The sequence below is a fragment of the Nocardia paucivorans NBRC 100373 genome, from assembly GCF_000308675.1.
Taxonomy (GTDB): Bacteria; Actinomycetota; Actinomycetes; order Mycobacteriales; family Mycobacteriaceae; genus Nocardia; species Nocardia paucivorans.
On record NZ_BAGE01000127.1, the window covers coordinates 78847 to 101480 of the forward strand.

At 65.1% G+C, this 22634-nt stretch carries 18 protein-coding genes and 1 pseudogene; 13 read left to right on the forward strand and 6 right to left on the reverse strand.

Annotated features, from left to right (window positions below; translation table 11 throughout):
• The first annotated feature begins 187 nt into the window (after positions 1–187).
• The 3 genes and pseudogenes from ON32_RS29790 (at position 188) to ON32_RS25975 (ending at position 2290) form a co-directional block, all read left to right on the forward strand.
• The gene (locus tag ON32_RS29790) at positions 188–487 is read left to right on the forward strand and encodes a hypothetical protein (protein ID WP_157224375.1); all 300 of its coding nucleotides are present in this window, start codon (positions 188–190) and stop codon (positions 485–487) included.
• A 109-nt stretch (positions 488–596) separates the two neighbouring features.
• Positions 597–1252: pseudogene (locus ON32_RS25970) on the forward strand (HEAT repeat domain-containing protein).
• Positions 1253–1267: 15 nt separating this feature from the next.
• Positions 1268–2290 (forward strand): MerR family transcriptional regulator, encoded by a 1023-nt coding sequence (locus tag ON32_RS25975; protein WP_040793652.1) that lies wholly within the window; start codon positions 1268–1270, stop codon positions 2288–2290.
• A gap of 41 nt (positions 2291–2331) precedes the next feature.
• Here ON32_RS25975 and ON32_RS25980 read toward each other — a convergent pair whose 3' ends face one another.
• The gene (locus ON32_RS25980) at positions 2332–2991 is read right to left on the reverse strand and encodes a TetR/AcrR family transcriptional regulator (RefSeq protein ID WP_051133694.1); all 660 of its coding nucleotides are present in this window, start codon (positions 2989–2991) and stop codon (positions 2332–2334) included.
• A gap of 129 nt (positions 2992–3120) precedes the next feature.
• On the opposite strand from ON32_RS25980, the gene ON32_RS29225 reads away from it, so the two are divergent.
• Genes ON32_RS29225 through ON32_RS25990 form a run of 3 tightly spaced genes read left to right on the forward strand, consistent with a single transcriptional unit; the run spans position 3121 to position 5389 of the window.
• Positions 3121–3288 carry a hypothetical protein gene (locus ON32_RS29225; protein WP_157224376.1) on the forward strand — a complete coding sequence of 56 codons (168 nt, stop codon included), beginning with the start codon at positions 3121–3123 and terminating at the stop codon, positions 3286–3288.
• The gene (locus ON32_RS25985; RefSeq protein ID WP_157224377.1) at positions 3273–3896 is read left to right on the forward strand and encodes a VC0807 family protein; all 624 of its coding nucleotides are present in this window, start codon (positions 3273–3275) and stop codon (positions 3894–3896) included. The genes ON32_RS29225 and ON32_RS25985 overlap by 16 nt, the downstream gene beginning before the upstream one ends.
• A gap of 53 nt (positions 3897–3949) precedes the next feature.
• Positions 3950–5389, forward strand: coding sequence for a hypothetical protein (locus tag ON32_RS25990; RefSeq protein ID WP_051133695.1), 1440 nt, complete (start codon positions 3950–3952; stop codon positions 5387–5389).
• Positions 5390–5735: 346 nt separating this feature from the next.
• Here the strand turns inward: ON32_RS25990 and ON32_RS25995 are convergent, their stop codons facing one another.
• Both ON32_RS25995 and ON32_RS26000 read right to left on the reverse strand, forming a co-directional pair.
• Positions 5736–6695, reverse strand: a complete 960-nt coding sequence (locus ON32_RS25995) for an acyl-ACP desaturase (RefSeq protein ID WP_040793655.1) — start codon at positions 6693–6695, stop codon at positions 5736–5738.
• Positions 6696–6794: 99 nt separating this feature from the next.
• Entirely contained in the window at positions 6795–7568 is a 774-nt protein-coding gene (locus ON32_RS26000; RefSeq protein ID WP_085995273.1) for a sigma 54 modulation/S30EA ribosomal C-terminal domain-containing protein, read from the reverse strand.
• Positions 7569–7874: 306 nt separating this feature from the next.
• Between ON32_RS26000 and ON32_RS26005 the strand changes: the two genes are divergently transcribed.
• The 3 genes from ON32_RS26005 (at position 7875) to ON32_RS29230 (ending at position 10617) form a co-directional block, all read left to right on the forward strand.
• A complete protein-coding gene (locus tag ON32_RS26005) occupies positions 7875–8204 on the forward strand; it encodes an ArsR/SmtB family transcription factor (protein WP_040793656.1) in 330 nt (109 codons plus the stop codon).
• Between the two features lie 211 nt (positions 8205–8415).
• Positions 8416–10068, forward strand: coding sequence for a SulP family inorganic anion transporter (locus ON32_RS26010; protein WP_051133696.1), 1653 nt, complete (start codon positions 8416–8418; stop codon positions 10066–10068).
• Between the two features lie 51 nt (positions 10069–10119).
• A complete protein-coding gene (locus ON32_RS29230) occupies positions 10120–10617 on the forward strand; it encodes an SDR family oxidoreductase (RefSeq protein WP_157224378.1) in 498 nt (165 codons plus the stop codon).
• Between the two features lie 88 nt (positions 10618–10705).
• Here ON32_RS29230 and ON32_RS26020 read toward each other — a convergent pair whose 3' ends face one another.
• The 3 genes from ON32_RS26020 to ON32_RS30640 all read right to left on the reverse strand — a co-directional run bounded on the left by ON32_RS26020 (position 10706) and on the right by ON32_RS30640 (position 17211).
• Positions 10706–11815, reverse strand: a complete 1110-nt coding sequence (locus ON32_RS26020; protein ID WP_040793658.1) for an IQM protein middle domain-containing protein — start codon at positions 11813–11815, stop codon at positions 10706–10708.
• 898 nt (positions 11816–12713) lie between these two features.
• Positions 12714–13628, reverse strand: coding sequence for a hypothetical protein (locus tag ON32_RS27405; protein WP_051133697.1), 915 nt, complete (start codon positions 13626–13628; stop codon positions 12714–12716).
• 58 nt (positions 13629–13686) lie between these two features.
• Positions 13687–17211 (reverse strand): WXG100-like domain-containing protein, encoded by a 3525-nt coding sequence (locus ON32_RS30640; RefSeq protein ID WP_040793659.1) that lies wholly within the window; start codon positions 17209–17211, stop codon positions 13687–13689.
• 949 nt (positions 17212–18160) lie between these two features.
• Between ON32_RS30640 and ON32_RS26035 the strand changes: the two genes are divergently transcribed.
• From ON32_RS26035 to ON32_RS26050, 4 genes are all read left to right on the forward strand, one after another.
• Positions 18161–18652: a hypothetical protein gene (locus tag ON32_RS26035; RefSeq protein ID WP_040793660.1), complete on the forward strand. Its 492-nt coding sequence runs from the start codon at positions 18161–18163 to the stop codon at positions 18650–18652.
• Positions 18653–19057: 405 nt separating this feature from the next.
• Positions 19058–20374, forward strand: coding sequence for a S8 family peptidase (locus ON32_RS26040; RefSeq protein WP_040793691.1), 1317 nt, complete (start codon positions 19058–19060; stop codon positions 20372–20374).
• A 10-nt stretch (positions 20375–20384) separates the two neighbouring features.
• On the forward strand, positions 20385–20624 hold the full coding sequence (locus tag ON32_RS26045; RefSeq protein ID WP_040793661.1) for a hypothetical protein: 240 nt from the start codon (positions 20385–20387) through the stop codon (positions 20622–20624).
• A 124-nt stretch (positions 20625–20748) separates the two neighbouring features.
• A complete protein-coding gene (locus ON32_RS26050) occupies positions 20749–22215 on the forward strand; it encodes a flavin-containing monooxygenase (RefSeq protein ID WP_040793692.1) in 1467 nt (488 codons plus the stop codon).
• The last annotated feature ends 419 nt before the right edge of the window (positions 22216–22634 follow it).

Consider the following 22634-nt stretch of genomic DNA (forward strand, 5'->3'; position numbering starts at 1 on the left):
ATATATTGTCGATGTGTCTCGTTGGCCGCAGACTGCTCCAGGTGTCCGAATAGGGCGTCCGGGGCAGTGATGTGAGGAGATGACACAACGATGACGTATGAGGACAACGACAACCCGACCTCTTCAACCGGACCGGCCGGTATCGATCTCGAGCCCGTCGCCGTTTGGTTCGTCGACCGGTGATGTCATGGCCGATATCGGTTGGTCCGCCGCCTGGCCCTCGGCCGAGACATTCGGTTGGGTTCCCGACCCGGACGATGGGTATCTCGACGCCGACGCGGAGCTGTCCCGCTACGCGGACATCACGGGCGGGGTCTCGACGATCTGCCCCACTACCAGGCCTTCGCTGTCTGGCGGCTCGTTTCCGAGCCGGGGCGATGGGGCAGCAGGACGTCGATCAGGACGTCGATATGGACGAGTTGTCGCGACTCCCGCGCGGCTCGCCGAAATCGCCCGCGAGATTCTGACCGGAAACAGGCCGATCTGAGGTCGCGGCCGGCGCTCCACTCCGATGTGGTGCGGATCCGTCGTGAGCGCACAGCTTGACCTTGACACTGTGACAAGGCCTTGAGTGGTCGACGAAGGAGGTGGTTGTCATGAATACGACCAACCACGATGAGCCGAATACGCGGCTCGTCGACGCTCTTGCCGGCCCCGATTCCTCGACTCGCCTGCGCGCGGCACTCTCGGCCGGCACATCGGGTGACCCGCGTCTGTTGGAGACTCTCGTCGCTCGGTGCGCCGTCGAACCGGACTTCTTCGTCCGGGACATGCTGACCTGGGCGTTGTGCCGGTTGCCGGTCGAGATCACGGTGCTGAGACTGCTTGCGGAACTGGGATCTGCCACGGCGCAGGCCCGCAGTCAGGCGCTGCACACCCTGTCCAAGATCGGCGACCGCGCCGCCTGGCCCGCGGTATCGGAGCTGCTGCACGACGAGCACGACGAGGTCGCGCTCAGCGCGTGGCGGGCCGCCGTGGTGCTCGTTCCGGATGGGGCGGAGGCCGGGCTCGCCGCCGACCTGGTCACCGCGCTCGGACGGGGCGACCACCAGGTTCGGCTCGGTCTGAGTCGGGCGTTGGTGGCGCTCGGCGAGGCCGCCGCACCGGTTCTGGAAATCGCGGCCGCGAGTTCGGACCCGCAGGTTCGCGCGCATGCGCAGGCCACCGAGCACCTGCTCCGTGACCCCGACAGCGGGTTCGCTCTCTCGGTCGAGACGGCCAAGGTGTCTCCGTGACCGGCCCGGACATATAGCAGGAAGGCGATGGAATGTTGATCGGCGAGGTTTCGCGACGCTCCGGCGTCAGCAGCCGCATGCTGCGCCATTACGACGCGCTGGGGTTGGTGAAACCGACCGGCCGCACGTCCGGCGGTTACCGCGAATACTCCGCCGACGATATCCGTCGCCTTTTTCAGGTCGAATGTCTGCGAACCCTGGGATTGTCGCTGCACGAGGCGAAGCGGGCCCTGGACGATCCCGATTTCGCGCCCGCCGATCTGGTGAAAGAGCTCATCCGACACACGCGCGCCCGGATCGCCGCCGAAACGGATCTGCTCAGGAAACTCGAGCGCGTCGATGTGGCCGCACCGGCGCAGTGGGAGGACGTCATGGGTATTGTCACCGTGCTCCGCGCGCTCGAATCGGACTCCGGATCGCTTCGGCAACAAGCGGTTCTGGCGCGACACGAGAGCGTGTCGTTGCCCGTCGAGGCACTGGTCGAAGCAGCGCTGTCGGAGGAGGATCCGTATGTCGCCGGAGCGCTGCGGTGGTCGTTGGCACGGGCGGCGGATGCGGCGTTGACGGACTTGGCCGCCGGTTTGGATTCCCCGACGGTCGAGGTCCGGCGTCGTGCGATCTCCGCGATAGCGGCGGTACCCGGTTCGGAGGCGACGGTATTGCTGAGGAAGGGTCTGCGGGACAGGGATGTGGGGGTGCGTGATCGGGCCGCCGTGGCCCTGGGTTCCCGACATGGCGTCGAGGCGATACCTGCTCTCCTCGAGATGGTCGTGGTGGGGCGATCCGATGTCGAGGCCGCCGAGGTACTGGGATTACTGGCCCAGGCCACAGAGGTGGCCGACGACATTGTGGGGGCCATGCTGGACAGGTTCGGCAGCACCGACGACGACCCGACGCGTTTGCGGATCACGCAGGCGCTCGCCGAGATTCCGGGCGTTGGGGCGCGGGAGGCCCTTGTCGGTCTCACCGTTGACGACGACCGGGTGATCGCGGCGACCGCGTCCGCGATCATCCAGGTTCGAGACCGCCGGAAACGGCGCGGAATTCGCGAGTGATCCGCGCACGATCACCGCGGATATCACACGCCTTGTTCGTGTCACGGCCACCCCGGGCCGGGATGGTGTCGATTCGCCCGGACCAGGGGGAGGAATACCAGGTCGACGATCTCGGTGATCGTCTCGTCCGTGACGGGGACCCCGACATTCATGGTGAGCTCATTGCGCAACAGTGCGATGGGGACGGTCGCGATACGGGGGATCAGTGATTCCGGGCGAGCTTCGCCTCGGGCGACGGCGCGGGCCAGGATGGTCGACATGATGCCGGGCTCGGTCTGGGTGAATTCTCGACGCAGTCCGGCGAGCAGCTCCGGTTCGTGTTGCGCGTCCGCCATCAGACCGTGGACGATGCTCGCCCCGACCGGTGAGCGCACTCGATCCGCGGCCGCGCGGAGCAGTTCGATCACATCCGAGCGCAGGTCGCCCGTATTCGGGATGGCCTCCGGGCGGGCGACCATCTGTTTGTAGGCGGCGAACGCCAGCGCCGTGCGGCTCGGCCAGCGCCGGTAGATCACCGTCTTGTTCGTGCCCGCGCGGGCGGCGACCCGGTCCATGGTGAACCCTTCGTACCCACGTTCCCGTAGTTCGTCCACCGCCGCATCGAGGACCGCCCGTTCGACTTCCGCGCTGCTGCGTCGGGGTCGCCGGGACTCACCGGTGGTGGGCCCTGCCTCGTCATTCGACGTCTGTCGCGAACCCATACCGATCCTCCGTGCCACTGGGAAACGCCTTATGGCCGTTTCCGTCAGCATCGTACTTGTCCACCGATAGGTACTTACAGTACCTTATCTAGGTACTGGGAGTATCTATCTGCTCGGATCGGAGAAGTTATGGCAGTCCGTCTGGCCCTCGGCGGCGTTGTCCTGATCGTCATCGGTGTGCTGGGTATCGGGAGATTCGGTGCGTACGCCTCCGTGGCCGGAGCCCTCGCGGTCATCGTGGCCTGCATCGCCTGGGGCGTCACGAGGAAGGGGGAGGCGTCGTGTACGCGCAAGTGACCCCGGGGATGCGGGCGCTGGTGCCGAGTCTCGTGCTCAACGGTGCCGTTCCGCTGCTCGTCTATTTGCTCGCCCGGCCTCATCTGGGCAGTGACGTCGTCGCCTTGGCCATCGCCATGGCAGTTCCCGTTTTCTGCACCATCGCCTCGTTCGCCCGGCGCCGCAAACCGGATGTCATCGGGATCATCGCTGTTGCCGCGTTCGGTATCGCGCTGTGCGCCGTGCTGTTGTCCGGGGGCGATCCGTTCGTGCTCGAACTTCAGGAGGCCGTCGTCACGGGACCGATCGGACTGGTCTTCCTGATCTCGGTCGCGCTACGCCGACCGGCGCTCCTCGCGATCGTGCGGCTGTTGAAGCGGCCGAGTCCTGGGGCGGTCGACGTGGTGACCGAACAGCGTCGTCACCACGTGTTCACCGTGCTCACCACGATCATGGGCGTCACCTTCGTCGTCCATGCCCTCGCGTTGACGGTTCTGGCGCTGCTGCTTTCCAGTGCCCAGGTCCTGGTGCTGTCCCGACCGGTGGGGCTGACGATCATCGGGCTGGGATTCGTGATCCTGCTCTGGTACCGCGGTCGAATGCCGCGCGATGTCGTCGAGGCCGGGTGAACTCCGGTCGCCCGCCGTACCCGAAATCTCCGGGACACCATGAGAGGCCACCCATGCCCGCATTCCCCCTCCCCGGCATCCGGCTGGGGCTCTGCCGAGGCGTCGGTTACGGGCTGCTGGACCGCGCCGAACCCATCATGCCCGCCATACGTTCGTTGGGAGCCCGACTGGTGCGGGTCAACCTGTACTGGTCGCAAATCGAGCCGGAACCGGGGCGGTTCACCTGGGACACCGTCGACACGCTGCTCGAACAGCTCGACGGCGACGAGGAGGTGTGGGTCACGGTGTGCTCGAGTTCGCCGTGGGCGACACGGCATACGACCCGCTTCCTGCCGTCCTCGCCGGCGGTGGAGCTCGCGGACTACCGGCGTTTCGTGCGAGCTCTCGTCCGGCGTTGCCGCGGCGCAGTTCGATACTGGCAGTGCGAGAACGAGCCCTGTGTGCCGTTGCTGTGGGCCGGTGAGGCCGAGGAGTACCTGTCTCAGCTCGCCGTTTTCGCCGCAGAGGTCCGCTCCGAGGCGCCGGATACGCTCGTCGTGCTCGGCGGTGCCGTCCCCACCGCGATATTCGCCGAGGAATCCGGCGGCAACGAACGGTGGGCCGAATACCTGGCCCGAATCGTTCGGGAGGGGGACGGTCTCTTCGACCTTTTCGACCTGCATCCCTATGGCGACCCCTACGCCATTCCGGCCCTGGTGCGGGCGTGTGAGAACTTCATGGCCACGCACGGCACCGTCAAACCGATCGTCGTCGGTGAACACAACGGGCCGATGCCCACCGCTTTTCCCGAGAACCGTCCCCATCTCGCCGAGGTCGTCACCGAATACCGGAGTACCTTCCTCGGGCACACGTCCTTGTCCAACGGTGGCCTGGACCCGGACCGAAAAGATCTCGGTAGGGAAAGTCCCGCCATGGTCCGGCTCTACGAACGAATGGCAGAGCTGCCACCGACCTTGCGGATGTTCATGGCCGGCCGCTCCACCGAGCTCGAGCGTGAGCTGCACCGGATTCTCCGCGAAGAGTTGGTGATCCGCACCGTGCTCCTGTTGGCGAGTGGGATCGGCCGTATCGCCTGCTATCAACTGGCGCCCGAGTCACGAGAGGCCGGTAGTCACCTGCACATGCGGTCGCTCATGTTCGACGCGTTCGCGTTGATGGACTACGAGGGCGACGCGATAGCCCGCCGCCGCCCCGCGGCCGAGACATTCGCAATGCCGGCGAGAGAATTGGGTGACGCCACCGAGGTTCGCCGACGATCCGTGCCGGATACGCCCGGTATCCATCTGTTCGAGGTCCGTCGCAGGACGCGTGGCCCGCTCCACGTCGCGTGGCGACGCGACAAGGGCACGGCGCCTATCACCTCGCGTTCCTCGGGCCCGATCACCGCGTTCGACGCACTCGGCGAGAATGTGCCCGTTTCGCGGCAGGGGAACGATTTCCGCATACCGGTCTCCGCCACACCGGTCTTCTTCGGCGGTGAAGTGGGGCGGTAGGTGGCTACACCTCGTGCTCGACCGTCACCGACGGGATATCCGGAACCGCTCGGCAGGTGATGACATGGCCGTCGACCCCCTAGTGGTCGGTGAGCGCCTCGTCGACCCACATGGTGGCCCTGTCCTCGGTCGGTTTTCATGCAGGTGACGCAATTGCCGGACTTGCAGCAGGACGGGGTATCCGGCCCGCTCCGAGGGCGTTTTCCAACAAGGTTTCGCCCTCGTGGCGGGGAATCGGCTTCTTCGTGCGGCCGAGCAGGATTGTCACCGTGCCCTGTGCAGACGTCGGGGGCCGGGAGCGCGGTGGTGAAGATGGCCGAGGTACGGTCGTGGTCGCCGCTTCGGGTCAGCGTCGGGCGTGTTCGCGGGCCAGGGCGCGATCGCGTTGTTCTTCGAACCGGGGAATCCGAACGTGTTCGAGGTCGTGCAGATAAGCGGCCAACCGGTCGCGGGCCTGTTCTCCACGCGGACCGAAGTCGTTGCGGTCGAAGATATTCCACTGCCGGATGACCGGCCGCAGGACTTCCTCCAGGTGTTGCCGCAGATCGTAGATACCGTGTTTGGCCATGAGGACCCCGTTGCGGCGGAAGTTCGGCATACCGGTGCCGGGCATACGGAAGTTCTCCACGATCACATCGATCGCCTCGATGGCCTGATCGGGCACCAGGTCGAGAGCGGCGCCGCACATGGTGCGATAGAAGATCATGTGCAGGTTCTCGTCGGCCGCAATACGTTGCAGCATGCGGTCGGCGATCGGGTCCTCGCATACTGCGGCGGTATTGCGGTGACTGATCCGGGTGGCCAGCTCCTGGAAGGACACGTAGGCGACCGAGTACAGAAACCCCGCCCGATCGGCCGCGGCCGATTGATCGTCCGGTGCGGCGAAACCGTTGGTCATATGCGTCATGCGGTCGTGCTCCAGGGCGACGGGGTCGACACCGCGGGTGACGACGAGATAGTCGCGTAGGACGATGCTGTGGCGCGCTTCCTCGGCGGTCCAGCGGCCGACCCACGACCCCCACGCTCCGTCAGGGGAGAAGTTCTCGCTGATCTCGCGGTGGTAGGAGGGCAGATTGTCCTCGGTGAGCAGGTTCGTGACCAGTGCCGCCTTGGCCACCTCGGACAGCCGGGATTGTTCGGGATCCCAATCGACACCGCCGAGCAGCGCGAAATTGCGGCCCTCGTCCCACGGCACATAGTCGTGAGGATGCCACTCCTTGACCATGGACAGGTGCCGGTCGAGAGCCTGTCCCGCGACGGGTTCGAGTTCGGTGAGGATCTGCAACTGGGTAAGGTCACGCGCCAATGTCGTTGTTCGCCTTTCTCGTTCGGAAAACTCGCGGGACATGCAGGGGCTCGGCGCCGGCCCGGCTCGGTCGGGCGGGTCACCGAGGGGAGATACCGATCAGGGGGTGGTGTCGCCGGTGGCGGGGGAAACGAGGGTGAGGTCGGAGTCGTAGCGGCGGTACAGCAGATGGCCACGGCCCGAGTCCGGGTCGGTATAGAAAAGGAATGGCAGGCCGTGCGCGCATACTCGGGCCACCGCTCGATCCTCGGTGAGCGCCGGGGCGGGACGGGGATTGATCGTCAACGGTCCCGGTCCGTCCGTGGCCGAACGGGGTGGGTGGACACTGTGTTGGCGGGCCAACCGCAGCCCGTGCGGCCCGGCCCGGTAGATGACGGCGTCCTCGCCGGTATCGGCATCGGTGAACAGGTGGGCGTCGTAATCCATTGCATCCAGCACTGTTGCGGCGGCCAACGGCCGTTCGACCGCCAAGGTAACCGATTTGCGGCGGGCCGGTTCTCCCGGTCCGAGAAAATCGAGGGGTCGTCGGGTCGGATCCGGCCATGGTCGCGGTTGCCACGGTGCCCGCAATGCCCGGATCTGCCGTTCCAGCCGTAGCACCACCGGTAGCGCATCGCCGGGACCGTGTGTCATCGTCTGGACCCGCGCCGGTGTCTCGTCGATACGTAGATTCACCTGGACCAGTAGGGGACCGTCATCGTGATCCGATCCGGTGATCCGCAGCCGGGCTCCGCCCGGGACACGCTCGCGCCGCAGTAGTCGACCGACCGCACCGGCGAATCGCTCCCCCTCGAGCGACGGCACCCGGTCGTCGGCGAATACGACCACATCGGGAAACAAGGTCGACGACCACGTCTGTGACGCCTGGGACATCCCACCCTCCACTGTTCTCGATACGCCGAGTCCTCCGCCGGCGGCCACATCACTGTGGTCGCCGGGTGCGGCGCCCCACCAGGGTCCAAGGTCACAAGAATGCGTATTTCGATCATTTCTGTATTTCGCAGCCAGTGGATCCGATGGGGTGGAGGTGAACCGGTGCCGATGCGTCCCACACGGAGTCGGCTGTCGAAACCCTCCCGGCCCGAGGCGTGGCCATACCGGCCGTTTGTGCTGTTTGCTAAACTCCGCAATCAATATGCCGGTACCGATACCGGCCGTCGGCGGAAGGGAGTGGCTCGTATGCCGGGACTGCCGCAGCCGCTCTATCAGATGAAGGCCGACTTCTTCAAAACACTCGGCCACCCGGTGCGAATCAGGGTGCTCGAGCTGCTCAGTCAACGTGAGCACGCCGTCTCCGAGATGCTCGCCGAGATCGGTATCGAGGCGGCCAATCTATCCCAGCAACTGTCCATCCTGCGTCGGGCCGGTCTGGTCACCGCCCGCCGGGAAGGATTGTCGGTGACCTACGAACTCACCACCCCCGAGGTCGCCCAACTGCTCGCGACCGCCCGCGCCATTCTCACCGGTGTCGTGGCCGGCCAGGCCGAAGCGCTGGAACGGCCCGCGTAACCGGATCCGCGTATGCGAAGGGGTGTGTGCTACGACACTGATTGCAGTTTTTCTAAAATGAATACCTCGTTATTTTCAAGAAGAGGAATACCGTTGTGATCACCTACCCCATCGGGCCTGCGCGGATGTCGACCGTTCGTGTGGACCTCCCGGCTCGAGTGGTCGAGGTCGCCCGACCCGCGGTGTCGAAGTCGGAACCGGTGAAAACCCGATGAGCGTGCTCGCGCTACTGCCCCACCGGTCGGACCGGCCGCTCTCGGTGCGTTCCTCCGGCAACGATCTGCTCGCGGGCGTGATCGTCGCATTGGTGGCGTTGCCATTGGCGCTGGGTTTCGGAATCTCCTCGGGTATGGGTGCGGCCGCAGGGCTCGCGACCGCGGTCGTGGCGGGTACGGTGGCGGCGATCTTCGGTGGGTCCCGGTTCCAGGTCTCGGGACCCACCGGGGCGATGACCGTGGTCCTGGTGCCGATCGTCGACCGGCACGGTGCGAACGGGGTGTTGGCCGTAGGGCTGATGGCCGGAATCGTGCTGGTGGTGCTCGCAGCCGCCGGGATCGGGCGGGCCGTGCGCTATATGCCGGTGCCGGTAATCGAAGGCTTCACCGCTGGTATCGCGGTCGTCATCGCACTACAACAGTTCCCGGCCGCGCTCGGTATCGCCCACGCCGAAGGCGACACGGTGTGGCGGGCGGCCTACGACGCGGTGCGGCAATACGTGGCACATCCACATCATGTGGCGCCCGCGACCGCTCTGCTGGTGGCCGCCGTCGTACTGGTAGGCGGTCGATATCTGCCGAAACTGCCGTTCGCGCTACTCGCCGTGGCCGCCGCGACGGTCGTGACGCGGGTATTCGATCTCGATCTCATCCCTATCGGCGCCATCCCCTCGGGGCTACAGGCTCCCACACTCGGATTCCTCCACCTCGACGAACTCGGCTCGCTGGTGGCGCCTGCCCTGGCGGTGGCCGCTCTCGCCGCCCTCGAATCACTACTGTCGGCCACCGCCGCCGACGCGATGGCGGTGGGTACCCGACACAACCCCGACCGCGAACTGTTCGGTCAGGGCCTGGCCAATATCGCTGCACCCTTGTTCGGCGGTGTGCCGGCCACCGGCGCCATCGCCCGTACCGCGGTGAACGTGCGCTCCGGCGCCCACACCCGACTCGCGGCACTCACCCACGCGCTCGTACTCGCGGCCATCGTCTACCTCGCCGCACCGCTCGTCGCCGATATTCCCGTGGCGGCGCTGGCCGGGGTGCTGTTGGCCACCACCGTGCGCATGGTGGAAACCGCGTCGGCGATCGCCATCGTCCGGGCCTCCCGCGGTGACACCGCGATCATGGTCGTGACCTTCGTCGTGACGGTCGCAATGGATCTGGTGACCGCGGTGGCCGTCGGTGTCGGCATCGCCATCGTGCTCGCATTGCGGTCGGTCGCAAAAGAGGCCCGCTTGCAGCGGATTCCGCTCGACGAGGCCGATCACCTGGCCGAAGAACGCGAGCTGCTGCACGACCATATCGTCGCCTACCGCCTCGACGGTCCCCTGTTCTTCGCCGCCGCACACCGATTCCTGCTCGAATTGGCCGAGGTATCGGACGTGCACGTCGTGATCCTGCGCATGTCGCACCTCACCGCCCTCGACACCACCGGCGCGCTCGTACTCGAGGATGCCATCCGCAAACTCGAACACCGCCATATCACCGTGCTCATGTCCGGATTGCGCGACGACCACCGCCGTCGTCTGGAGGCGATCGGGGCCCTGCCGAGTGGTGGTGAGCGACACCTCTTCGAGCACACCCCCGACGCCATCGCCCATGCCCGCGACCATGTGACCGGCACGGTGGAACGGCGGTACGCACAGTAACGGTCGGGCGGTGCCGCCACATCAGCCGCGACGACCGCGTGCACCTGCCGTGTGGTCCGATCCGCCCCGGCCGCCGGCTCGCCGACAACGGTCGAGTGGTCGTCGTATCCACCAGCCTCACCGGACTCGGTCTGCCGCACTACGGCATCTATTGCCGGGGCCGAGGCGGCCACCGAATTGATGGTTCGCTCGATGGCCGAAGAGATGGCGGACCGGGGCATCACCGTCAATGCCGTCACCTCCGGCGCCGTGGACCCCCCCTTCCTCCACGGCGAGGAGACACCGGAATCGGTTCGGGCGATCATCGGGTTCGCCCCCCATGGGCCGGTTCGATCAGGTGGTACAGGCTCTGAAGTCGGCGACGGGAGAAAGGTTGTCGTCACAGGCATCCTGGAAACGGCCGCTCCAGAAGAACACACGGTCGAGCGAGGGATCTGCGAAGGGATTGGCGGAAAGATCGTTCGGATCGAACTTCGGCTTGCGCGCGAACCCCGCGGAGTGGTGGGCCTTGGAGCCCCGGAGATAACCCATCAGTTCTCGGCGGAGTAGGACCGGAAGAGACGTTGAATTCGTTCGTTGTGACCTTTCGGTGAGAAGTGAGCGAGGAGCCGCCTGTGGTGACAGGTATCCACCGTGGTTATGAGATATCCGGCGGTGAGTGGTATTCGACTCGGCTTTCGTCGATGTGTATGCCTTGGCGGTTCAGGTTGTCGAGTACCTGGCGGGTGATGTAGCGGGGCGGTTGGTAATGGGTGCTGTGATCGGAGATCAGTTGGATCTTTCCCTGGACGACCTGCAGTTCGCCGGCGCCGGCCACGGGCATGCCGGCCAGGAGGCCGGAGTGGTGGAACTCTCCCAGGATGTGGTAGGGCGACGAGTAGATATTGCCCATGGCGTCCATGACGAAGATGGCTCGGCCTCCCCGGGGAGTCCACAGGGTGTAGGAATTCGTCGTGTCGAAGAGCAGCCCGTCGCTGCCGTAGAGGGTTTCCTCGTAGACGAAGACACGGAAATGCAGTCGTTCCTCGTCGTTGAGGTATTTCACCTGCTTGCCGTTCCATATCGGATTGCCGGGAAGGTGCTCACCCCGGAACTCCGGACGCAGTTCCGTTGTCCGGTACACCGGGTAGGGGTTGGTGGATACGCGGGGGTCCAGCAGTGGGGTGAACTTGTCTGCGGTGAGTGTAGTGTTCGCCACCAGTTCATCGACGATCTCTCGGAATGAAACTCTCTCGTCGGTAGTGACCAGCATCGTGTGGTGGCTGTCATCCCAGAAGGGGGTGAAAAAGCCGATTTCGACGCCAGATCTCATCCTCAGAAGAAGAAAGGAACCGTTCTCGGAGTCGTGGAAGAAGTTTCGTTTAACGCCGGATTCTATGCCTGGAAACGAGGTGTGCACCCGAGCTAGAGGTCGCGCGGATTTCACGAAATCGTCGACCTTGTCCCGGGGCAGCCTGAGGTAGGGGAGTTCCGGCCAGGGGCGGCGTTCGTCCATGCGCTGCACCACTCTGGTCAGAAAATCCCGGATCTCGGCGTCGGACCATTTGACCTCCACTGCCTCGGGTAGTGGTTCTCCCTGGAGTAGTCCGTTTTCGAGTGCCGAGTATTCCTCTTCGGGCGTGAGCTCGAAGACGGGTTCTACCAGTAGGGCATTGGATATTCTGTCGACGATTTTTTGATCCAATTCTTTTTCGAATTGGATGTGGTACAGGATGGTGTTGACCACACCCGGCCAGGTAGTGATCATGGTGTCGTTCTTTCCTTTGCTCCGGCATTCGAATCCCGGAAGCTGTGGGCTCGAGCGTGATCGGGGGCGAGTTGTCGGAAGGGGGTGTGGGAACAGCCGGGGCTTCCGATCGGGTGGGTTATCGGGGCATCGCATCAGTGGGTTCGGGCGAGTTGTCGTAGTGCAGTCAGGTTCGGTGCGGCGAGTTCGGGTGCGTTGGGGTCGATGGCGCCGGAAAGGAAGCCATGGGGGCCAGGGTTACGATTCATGAGCGAATGCGCGTGCGAATGCAGGTCGAGTTCTTCTGGACCGGTGTATCGCCACATCTGTTGTCGATGTCCATTGTGTTTCTCGTGAAGATCTCCAGATCGGCAAGGATCGGAATCCCCCGTTATCGGTGTCATGTCCCACCACGCCGTATATCGGGTCGACGAACGCGTTCCTGAACTGTTGGACACAGGTCGATGTGTGCTCTCCGTGGACATAAGCGCCACTCGGATGCACCTTCCGTGTTTCATCGGCGATGGCGCCCTCGTGTCCGGCATCCGTTAGTGGTGAATACCCGGCAGTGTCGCTGTCGACCGCTGATGTCCGCAGAATCCTCGGCGCCTCATCCCGCGTAACCGGCAGAAAACGGATGGGTGCATCCGTATGGTCGGGATATGCTGCGGGCGCAATGCTGACCATCGGGTCCCATCCCGGGGAACGGTCGATTGGGTTCCATCGAATTCTGTTGTATTTCTCCGGATATGGCCATCGACAGCATTCCTGGGCATCTTCCCTCCAGGTGATGGTGGCGATGGATGGAGTGGTGTGTTCGAGGAAGTACTGCTGTCGTACAGCCATGTGATCGGCCGTGTACCACGATTCGGCCTGATTCTTCGGATGATGGCAGAAATAATGGGACACGGCCGGTTGATCACTGGTTGTGTGCGAGTTCGAGTAGGTCGTTCAAGCTCGGAAGTTGTTGTTCGGGTGTGTTGGGGTCGATGGCGCCGGAAAGGAAGTCGGGTGGGTAGTTGCGGCAGCGTCGGATGGCTTCGAGGGCGGGGAGCCCGGCAGCATAGGAGTCGCTGAGGCGAAGCTGCCAGAGGCCCGCGGCAATGGTTCCTTGTCTTCCCGCGGCGGTACGGGGAAGGTATTGGGCCGCTTGGTCGGTGGGTGAGGCCCACAGATAGCCGACGACTGTTCCGTTGAGGGTGACCGGGTAGTAGTGGACAGCGGTGTCGGTGCTCTGGGCGTAGGTTGGCGGGACGACCGAGTGGGGAGTGCTCCATCCCTGTGAACGGTCCCAGGGGCTTCCGTCGGGAAGCTCGCCGTCCTGCAGCCAGGGGCCGTTGCCCAAGGGCGGGCCTTCCGGATTGATTCGGTCCCAGAGCTCTTGAATGGTGGTGGCTTCGGACTCGACGGCGTGGGGGGGTATACCACCGCATCGGGGGTCTTCGGGAACGCCGATCCAGCTTCTGATCGCCTGGAGGGGGGTGAGGCCCTGTCGATAGTTCCGGGTGAGTCGTTCGTACCAGAACCCCGGGCAGGTGATGTTATCCGGGTCGGCGTCGAGTTTGCGGTGATATCCGGCGGCTTTTCCACTGGTCGCGCCCCAGAGGACCCCGATCAGTTGGCCATTGCGCACGACCGGGAGGTAGCGTACGGGTCGTCGTGTCCACGGTGAGTATTCCTCGGGCATGACGGGAGGCGTCGGATGACCGGGCGGAGGCGGTGGCATGAGTTCGGCCGCGGGCGGCAGGTCGTTCTGTTGCCACCACTCGATTCCGGTGGGTCGGTTCGACGATGCCGGTGGAACACCGTGACCGGTCTGGTTGTTTTCGTGCATGGAACTCTTTCCGGATGGTTGTTGTGATGGCTCTCGTCTCGGGGATACGGATATTGTGCTAATCGCTCCCTGATGGGATGACCCTTGCTCGGATGAGGAATTGTACGCCCGCGTAGCGCTCGCCTTGTGGGTTGGGTATCACATCTACGATTTGATATCGCGTACCCCGGGGTAGTATCAGCTCCCGCTGATCGGGATAAGCGCTACGCATTCCCATCCATGCGCCGCGTGTGCCCGGTGGAAGGTCCAACTCCATTCGGAATGCATTGTTGAAGTGCGGCGGAGGGGTGGCTCCCAGGCTCGACGACATATAACCTGACTCCGTTTGAGTTGTGCCGATCAATTCTCTCGGGTCTCTATCGCCCAGTTGCGTGCCGTTCGGCAAGGTCATGAACGAGACGTCACGGAGGCCGCGAATTGCTTCCATACGTTCCGGGAGCTCTCTGCTCAGAGCTCGATCGAGTCCCTCTATGTGACGTCCGAGTACGTCGAGTGTCGGTGGCTCACCATATATACGCCACATATCATGGTACATGAAAGAGTGGTCCCATATTTCCCTTATCCGCTCATGAGGATTAGGGGAGGAAAGTATCGAACTCAAAATGTGGCGATGATAATCGGATAAATTGGGTATTCGTAGAAGTTGGTGCAATGTTTCCGCGGCGGGCATCTGATTGCTGCCCAAAATCCATGTCAGGTGTCGGTGTAAATCGTGGTCGCGGGTGATATCTTCCAGTAATCGTCGGGGATTTTCGTTGCGGAAGAAGTTGTTGATCCATGAATTCTGGGTGTAGCTGTGCAGTTCGCGGAATTCACTGGGAGGCAGGTTGTCTCGGGTTGGGCCAAGCCGTTGTTCGCCATACCAATGGCCCTCTGCATCGTTTGCGAAGCGACGCATGGGTTCGCCTTGGCGGTGGGGTCCATCAGGGGTAGGAGATGGCCCGGGCGGACCGGCAGGTGCCGCATGACGAGCCGGCATCGCAGGTCGAGGCGCAGGGTCGGCAGGTCGATGTGGGCTGGGCACGGGTCTCGGCCGAGAGGCGGGCGGTGTGCTGGTGGGGGGAGTCGGATGACGGGGCGATGGCGGCACCGACTCGGGAGCGCGATTGTCCGGCAGCGGTCTACCGGAAGAAGGCGGCGAATAGGGCGTGTGGGCCGGTGGGGGCGTGGCGGGGCGATGCGCAGGCGGGGTCGTCGGAGTGGAGCGGGTGTTCAGGTTCAGGTGGGCAGGCGGGCGGAGGATGTCGATATGAGCGGTCGGTGAATTGAGATCGACATCCGGACGCATGGGGGTGGTGCGGGTGGGGGGAGTGGTTCCGGTTGTCGGTGTTGCAGTATCGGTGGGGCGATGCGGTGTGTTTCGGTTCACCGATGCCGGGGAGGTGGCAGGGGAACGGTTCGAGGTAGTAGATGCGGTGCGGGTCGGGGATGGTGATGCGGAGTCGGTGTTGCGGTTGTTTCTCGGGTTTGTGCCGGGGTTCGGCGTCCGGTTGGGCGTATGCGAAGGGTGGTGGTTGTTCGGTCTGGTGGCGGTATTCGTGCTTGTCGGGTTCGGGTGAGAAGAGGATGGAACGCCGCTGTCACCGGGTGTAGTTGGTCGAGGGACGGTCTCGGAAGTCGACGGGGTGGCAGGAGTGGACGGGACAGTAGAAGTGGTTGTCGACGGGGTGTCGGTGGCCGTGGCCGCCGACGTGGTCGTGCTCTCCGACGGAGACGACGGAGTTTCGGGGTGACTCGATGGAGCGGTCTGGTTCGGTCGGTTCGTTCCGCCGGTGTCCGTTCCGCCGGTGACCGGGGCGCCCGGGGAGGTCGGAGAAGGTGGTGTCGACGAGGTTTGGGTGGGTGACCCCGAGTCCTGGGTAGAAGGCGTGGAGGGGGCCGATGTCGGGTGCTGCGCGCCGGGGACGGCTGGGTTCTGTTGCGAGGTATGGGATTCCGGAGTGGAGGGCGTGTCGCCCGCTTCGGTGCCCAGACGTAGCGAGCTCACCGGTGGCGTCCGAGTGCTGCCGGTGGTCGATTGTTGGTCTCCCGGCGAGGCGTTCGCGGTGGACGGATTGTCGGGTGTGGTCGTACCGGCTGGGCGGCTCGGAGAGCTGTCGTCAGAGGCCGTGGACGACTGTTCGGTGGGGTGGCCGTTCGAGGTGGTGGGGCCGCTCTGGTTGCCGGGGCCGTCCGTATGACCGGGGGAAGACGGTGACGAGGTGTCGGGAGTGGAGGGTTGCCCTGTCGATGTGGGCGCGCCGGCCTCGACGGTTTCGCTGGGGGCGGGTTGCCGGGGCGGGGTGTTCTCCGTGGACGTGGTCTGTTGTGGGGTGGTTGGAGTTTCGCCGGGAGGCGATTGTTGTGGTGTCGAGGTGCTCGGGGTGTTGCCGGGGTCGGGTGTGGTGGATGGTCGGGAGTTTCCGGTGTCGGTGCCGGTGTTCTCGGTGGGTGGGGAGGTCGGGGTTTGGGTGGAGGCGGGTTGGGTTGAGGTGTCCGGTGTGTGGGTGCCGGTGCTTTGGGGTGTGGTGTGGTTTTGGTTCTGGTTGGGGGAGTTCTCGTTGCCGGTGCTCTGCGGTGCGCCCTGGTTCTGCGTGCTCTGGTTTTGGGTGTTCTGGTTTTGGCCGGTGTTTTGGTTTTGTTGGTTGTTGTCGTTGGAGCTGGTGTCGTTGCCGGTGTGGCCGGCCGATTCCATGCCGCGTTGCACGCCGCCGACGGCGGCGGAGGTGAGGTTTTCCGGGCTCAGGGCGTTGGACAGGTTGAAGGCGCGGTTGTTGAGGGCGGCGTCGGTGGCCTCGCCGGCGACGTTGCCGGCGATCGAGGCGGCGGTTTCGGTGGCGGCGTCGGTGGCGGCCTTGCCGAGGGGGTTGCCGATCTGGTTGCGGGCCAGGCCGTCGGGGCCGAGTCCGCCGGTGACCGCACCGGTGGCGGCGGCGGTCAGGGCGGTTTTACCGACTTCTTTCCAGTCCTCGGCGGTGAGGCCCTCGCGCCGGCCGGTGGCCACCTGCAGTGCTTTGACGCCGATCTCGAGGCCGGCGTCTTCGAGGACCGACGACCAGGCACCGCGGACGGCGGCGCGGGCGGCGGCGGTGAGGGCGGCGCGGGAGGTGAGTCGGGTCAGCAGCTGTTTGATCAGCATGCGGACTGTCAGGCGGGTGGCGACCTGGGCGGCGGCGGCCTCGGCGGCGCCGGCGGGGGCGCCGACACCGGTGGCCATGGTGGCCAGGGCGGCGGCCATTTCGATGGCGAAGATGGCCAGTGCCGCGATGATCATGAGTTTGGCGTGTTCGATATCGGCGGCGCCGTTGCCGATTTCGTCGGCCACCGATTCGATATGGGTGATGAGGGCGTCGAAGGCGCCCTTGCCGCCGCCGAGGTTGTTCCAGTGTTGGGTCAGGGCCTGACCGGTGGCGGCGTCGAGGCCGGTCAGGACCTGGTTGATGGCGTGGGTGGCCTCGTCGTCGAGGTCGCGCAGGTCGTGGGCCAGGGTGTTCCAGGCGGTTTCCACGCGGCGCATGGCGGTTTCGTCTCCGTCGGGCCAGTCACCGGCCCCGACGACGTATTTGGCCACCCATTGCAGGGATTCGGGGATCTCGATACCCATCAGCGTTCACCCCGCACGGAGATCAGCGGGCCACGGTGCTTCCGCGGGGCATCGTCCTGGTGTGCGGCGATGCGCGCGACCGTGTGTCGGGTATCGGTCATCTGCTTCCCCCGTGTCGAGTTCGGTGCCATCACAGGTATTCGACGCGGCGATTCGCCGACCGGTTCCACCGAAGGCGAATTTCTTTCGGTGCGCTTCCGTCCATTGAGCCCGCGTTTGCGGAATATCCTGCCCGTATCCGGGGGATCTGGAGAAATGGCCTGGTCGCGAGCGGTCGGCGGTCGGTGGAGTCGGTCCGTGGCGACAAGCGCGGGTGGGCCCGATGCCGCCGTCGAGATGAGGTCGGCTCGGGCTCGCCGGTGGGAGACGAACAGATGTGCGGCGCCGAAGGGACGTCGCTTTCGAGGACATGGCCATCTCAGGGGCGCTTCGGCCTATCGCTTTCCTCGGAAGGGTTCCTGCCTTCCGGAGGCCGGGCTCGCCCCGAGCGCTACCCGCGGTATCGGAAGCCGCTGCGCGGGGCCGGTGCTTCGGGGCCGACCCGTCGCCGGCGGGTGTGTCGCCCTCACCCGAAAAGTAGGGGCTGTCGGTCGACGTCGAAATCCGCTATGGCGTAGTATCACCAACGCGGCCGGCCGCACATCCCCCCATGCGGGCCGGTCCCGTTCGGATCGTCGTCCCCCTGCCGGTCCGAACCTGAACAGGTGCCACCGGGCTTTCCCCCCGAGTCCGGTGGCACCGCCTTTTATGGCCCGCTGGTGGACCGGGATGGATCTGTCGACCTCGCCTCCATGCTCGGGCCGACGTCTTCGAAGTCGAGATTCCACGCTGTTGTGATTCCGTAACAGGTGTGCGGCCGGGAAGCGGCCGTGGGCGGGCGCGGGTGTGCGAGTATGGCTCCTGCTTCATCCAGAGTTTGTCCGTTCACATCGCATGAAGGGAAGCTCAGATGGCACAAGAATCCACTGCTGTCGCCAACCGCAACAACGTCCAGGAGTCTCAGGGCTTCGAGGTGCTGCGGATGGGCCTCGACGAGGCGCGGCAGGAGTTGCAGAGCGCTCGGCAGTACGCCCAGCAGGCGCAGAACCTGTCCCGCCAGGCGCAGCAGCAGGCGCGTCAGGTTCAGTACCAGGCCCAGGTGGCGCAGAATGATGCCAACCAGGCCGTTCAGCAGGCCCAGCAAGCGCGTCAGCAGGCGATTCAGTCGCAGAACCAGGCCCAGCAGGCCCAGAGCGAGGCCGATCGGGCGCAGAACCAGGCCCAGCAGGCCCAGAGCGAGGCCAACCAGGCCAACCAGCGCGCCCAGTCGGCGCAGGATCAGGCCGATCAGGCCGCTCAGCTGGCTCAGCAGGCGGAGGATCAGGCCAACCGTTCCCAGGATCGCATCATGCAGTGGGAGCTGCAGATGCATCAAATGCGTCAGCAGCTGCAGATGCGCTAGGAATGGTGCCATCGAACTTTTGTTCGATGACATTCCGAGGTAGATGCCACCAGATCCGTGTGATCTGGTGGCATCAACCGTTTCGGGGCACTGTGGGCTCCGGAAGTGCGGCCGGGGGTGTTCGGCGGGTGGTTCTCGCAGTCGTTCGCCGAGGCCGGAACACCGAGCAGGGGCGTGCCGGTCATCCGGGTTGATAGCCGAGTGCCTCCGTGTTCGGCTCCGTTCATCGGGGATGAGCGCATGGGTGCGGCGTCGTCCCGCGCAATGCGTTTCCGATGTCGTGGATGGTGGCGGAACCGGTGATGCCTGCCGCGGCTTGTGGGCGGGGTGTTCGAGGGCCGGTGGTGTCGGCGAATTTCGTTGTCTTATTGATCGATTCCGCGTCGGAAGGGCAGGATGGCGGATATGCGAGTCGTGCTCCAGCTCCGCCCCGACGCCGAGCTGATTTCCGCCCTGGCGGATTCCGCCACCGGCGTGGCCTCCTCCGATGTGGCCGGCGAGTTGCCCGAATTCGCTGTGGACAGCGCCTTTTCCCCCGTGCTGTTACCGGATGACGGTGTGCGGATGAGCGATTCGCTGCGCTCTGATGCTGCGTCGCTGGTGGTTCGTGGGGAGATACCCGATGATGATGCCGGGGCCTTCGCAGCGTTGTCCGATGCACCGGGGGTCGTGGGGGTGTTCGCCGACCCGATCATCCAACCGGTGCTCACCTGCGGCGGCGACGCCGCGGTCGGCGACTGGAAAGAGGTCGGCACCCTGTTGCGGCGCGATGATTTGCGCGCGGCCGGGCTCACCGGGGAGGGGGTGGCGGTGGCCGTCCTGGACACCGGGATCAACGCCACCAAGGTGACCCAGATCAGCGGTAAACAGATCACCATCGATGCCGCGCGTAGTTGGAATCCGGCCGGTGTCACCGGAACCGCGGGCAAGTTCGAGGTCGACCACGGCACCATGTGCGCGTTCGACGCGCTCATCGCCGCCCCCGAGGCATCGTTCATCGATATCCCGTTGCTGCGCAGCACCCGGGAGGGCGGCAGTGAGCTGGACGGTCTGCTGTCCGACGCGCTCGCCGCATTCGCCCATCTGCGCCGGGTTCTCGACGAGCAGCCCGCCGAGCGGCGGGCGCTGGTTATCAGCAACAGCTGGGGATCGTTCTCGCCGCGGTGGGACTTCCCGGTGGGGCAGCCCGGCAATTACTCCGACAACCCGAACCATCCGTTCAATGTGATCGTCGGCTCCCTGGACGCGGCGGGCGCCGATATCCTCTTCGCCGCCGGTAATTGTGGACGCGACTGCCCCGACGGGCGATGCGCCTACCCCGAGCGGCCGATATCCGGAGCCAACTCGCATCCGAGCGTGCTGTCCGTGGGCGGTGTCGACACCACCGGGCAACGGGTGGGGTATTCGTCCCAGGGGCCGGGTCGGCTCTCGGAGCGTAAACCGGACATCTGCTCCTATACGCATTTTCTCGGCTCCACCGCCTTCGGCGCGAACGAACCCGATACCGGTACCTCGGCGGCCTGCCCGGTGTTGGCCGGTCTGGTCGGTGCGATACGAACGGAATGGTCGGCGACGGCATTGCCGCCGGCGAAACTGCGGGAACTTCTTTTCCGCACAGCGACCGACAAGGGTGGCAATGGGTTCGACCACGACTACGGGCACGGTATAGCCGACGCCGGCGCTCTCCTCGCCGAACTCGAGGAAATCGGCAAGCGCGCGTAGCGTAGGAAGCATGCCGCTGCTCACCATCAGGCTCCCACGAGGCTCCGGGCTGGCCGACGCGTTGCGGAAACTGCGGCTCGTCGAAGAAGAGGTGGACGGTGATTACGGGTTGATCGAGGTCGATCCCGATTCGGGCCTGTTCGCGCTGCGGGTGAGTGAGGCGGCGGCGCACCGGCTCGCTGCGGATACTGCGGCCACGGTATTCGCCGACCCGCGGATCGAACCCACCGAGGACCCGGACTCGAAGTGAACCGGACCGGACGCGGGCGATGTCCTGGTCCGCCGATCTCGAGGAGGGCAATGGCCGAATATATCGATCCGGCGGCACGGTCCCGTCCTACAGTGGAGGCAGGCACAGGAGTGAGGAGCCTCATATGGGCGGGAATGTCCGGCCGTCGATTCTGGTGATCGGTGCCGGCTTCGGCGGGATCGGTGTGGCGATAGAGCTACGCCGTCACGGTTTCGACGACATCACAATCCTGGAGAAGGCGAGCGATCTGGGCGGGGTGTGGCGGGAGAACACCTATCCCGGTGCGGCCTGCGATGTCCCGTCGCCACTGTATTCCTATTCTTTCGAACCGAAACCGGATTGGCCGCAACGCTATTCCGGACAGGCAGCCATCCACGACTATCTGAAAGGCGTGGCCCGGCGGCACGGTCTGCTCGAACGAATCGAGTTCGGTGCGGAGGTCACCGAGGCCGGATTCGACGAGCAGACCGGACGCTGGGAAATCCGCACCGCCGACGGCGCCACCCGCACCGCGGACGTGCTGATCTCCGCGGTGGGGCAGCTGTCGCGTCCCGCCCTGCCCAGCATCCCCGGTATCGAGACGTTCCCCGGCCCCGCCTTCCACTCCGCGCTCTGGGATCACGAGGTGGATCTCACCGGTAAGCGGGTGGTGAGCATCGGCACCGGTGCCAGTGCCATCCAATACATTCCGGCCATTCAGCCGGAGGTCGGGCATCTGACCGTGTTCCAGCGCAGCGCGCCCTGGATTCTGCCGAAGTTCGACACCAACTATTCACCGTTGCAGCACAAGGTGTTCGCCAGGATTCCGGGGGCGCTGTCGGTGGAGCGGCTCGGCTGGTGGTTGGTCGCGGAGGTGTCCTCCCTCGGGCTCGTCGACGTCCCGTGGATTGCCAAGGCGGTGTCCCGGATCTGCGCGCGACACCTGCGCAAGAGTGTGGCGGACCCGCGATTGCGCGCCGCGCTCACCCCCGACTATCCGGTGGCCTGTAAACGCATCCTGTTCTCCAGCGACTATTATCCGGCGCTCACCCAACCGAATGTAACGGTGGAGACCACGCCGATCGCCGAGATCACCCCTCAGGGGGTGCGCACCACCGACGGTCGGCTGCACGAGGCCGATGTGATCGTCTACGGCACCGGGTTCAAGGGCACCGAATTCCTGTGGCCGATGCGGGTACGCGGTCGCGGCGGCCGGGAACTGGCCGATTCCTGGTCCGAGGGTGCGCACGCCTACTACGGGATGACGGTGCCGGAATTCCCGAATCTGTTCATGGTGTATGGACCGAACACCAATCTCGGTGTGGGTTCCATCATCTACATGATCGAATCCCAGGCCCGCTATATCCGTCAGGCCCTGCGCCTGCTCGTCGAACACCCCGGCCGGGTGCTCGAGGTCCGTGCCGATGTCGAGCAGGAGTTCAACGAGACCTTGCAGCAGCGGCTCGGCCGCAGTGTGTGGAACTTCTGCACCAGTTGGTATCGCAACGCAGCCGGACGGATCACCAACAATTGGCCGGGCACGGTCACGAGTTACCGTCGCCGTGTTCGCAAACTCGATCCGGACGACTACACCCTCACACCCGCGGCCTGACCGAAGTGGCATGACCTCCCCGGTGGGTGGGTCCGCCCCGCGTGCTCGCGGAGATCGGACCGGACGGCAGTATCGTCCACCCGCGCCGATCCGAGAGGATTTCGTTTCTCGGATAGCGGTGTATCGAGGTCTTCGCCGAGGGTGCTGACGAAATGGCAGGTGGTGGCCATGGTATAGGTATCAGCGTGTCATAGCCGATATGCGATACCGGCCGCCCGGCCGGGGGAACGGGATCGACCGGGATGGAGGTACTGGTGGGCGACACGACCGTGGTGACCGGTGGGTGCGATGGTGCCGTGCGTGGGGCCGCTCCTACCTGGCACGCCGAGTTGTCCGACCTCATGGTCCCGCTCGCCGAACGGCTTCCGATGGATGTCATGGTCGGGGTGACCGTGTGGCTCGACAACGAGCCCCGGGTG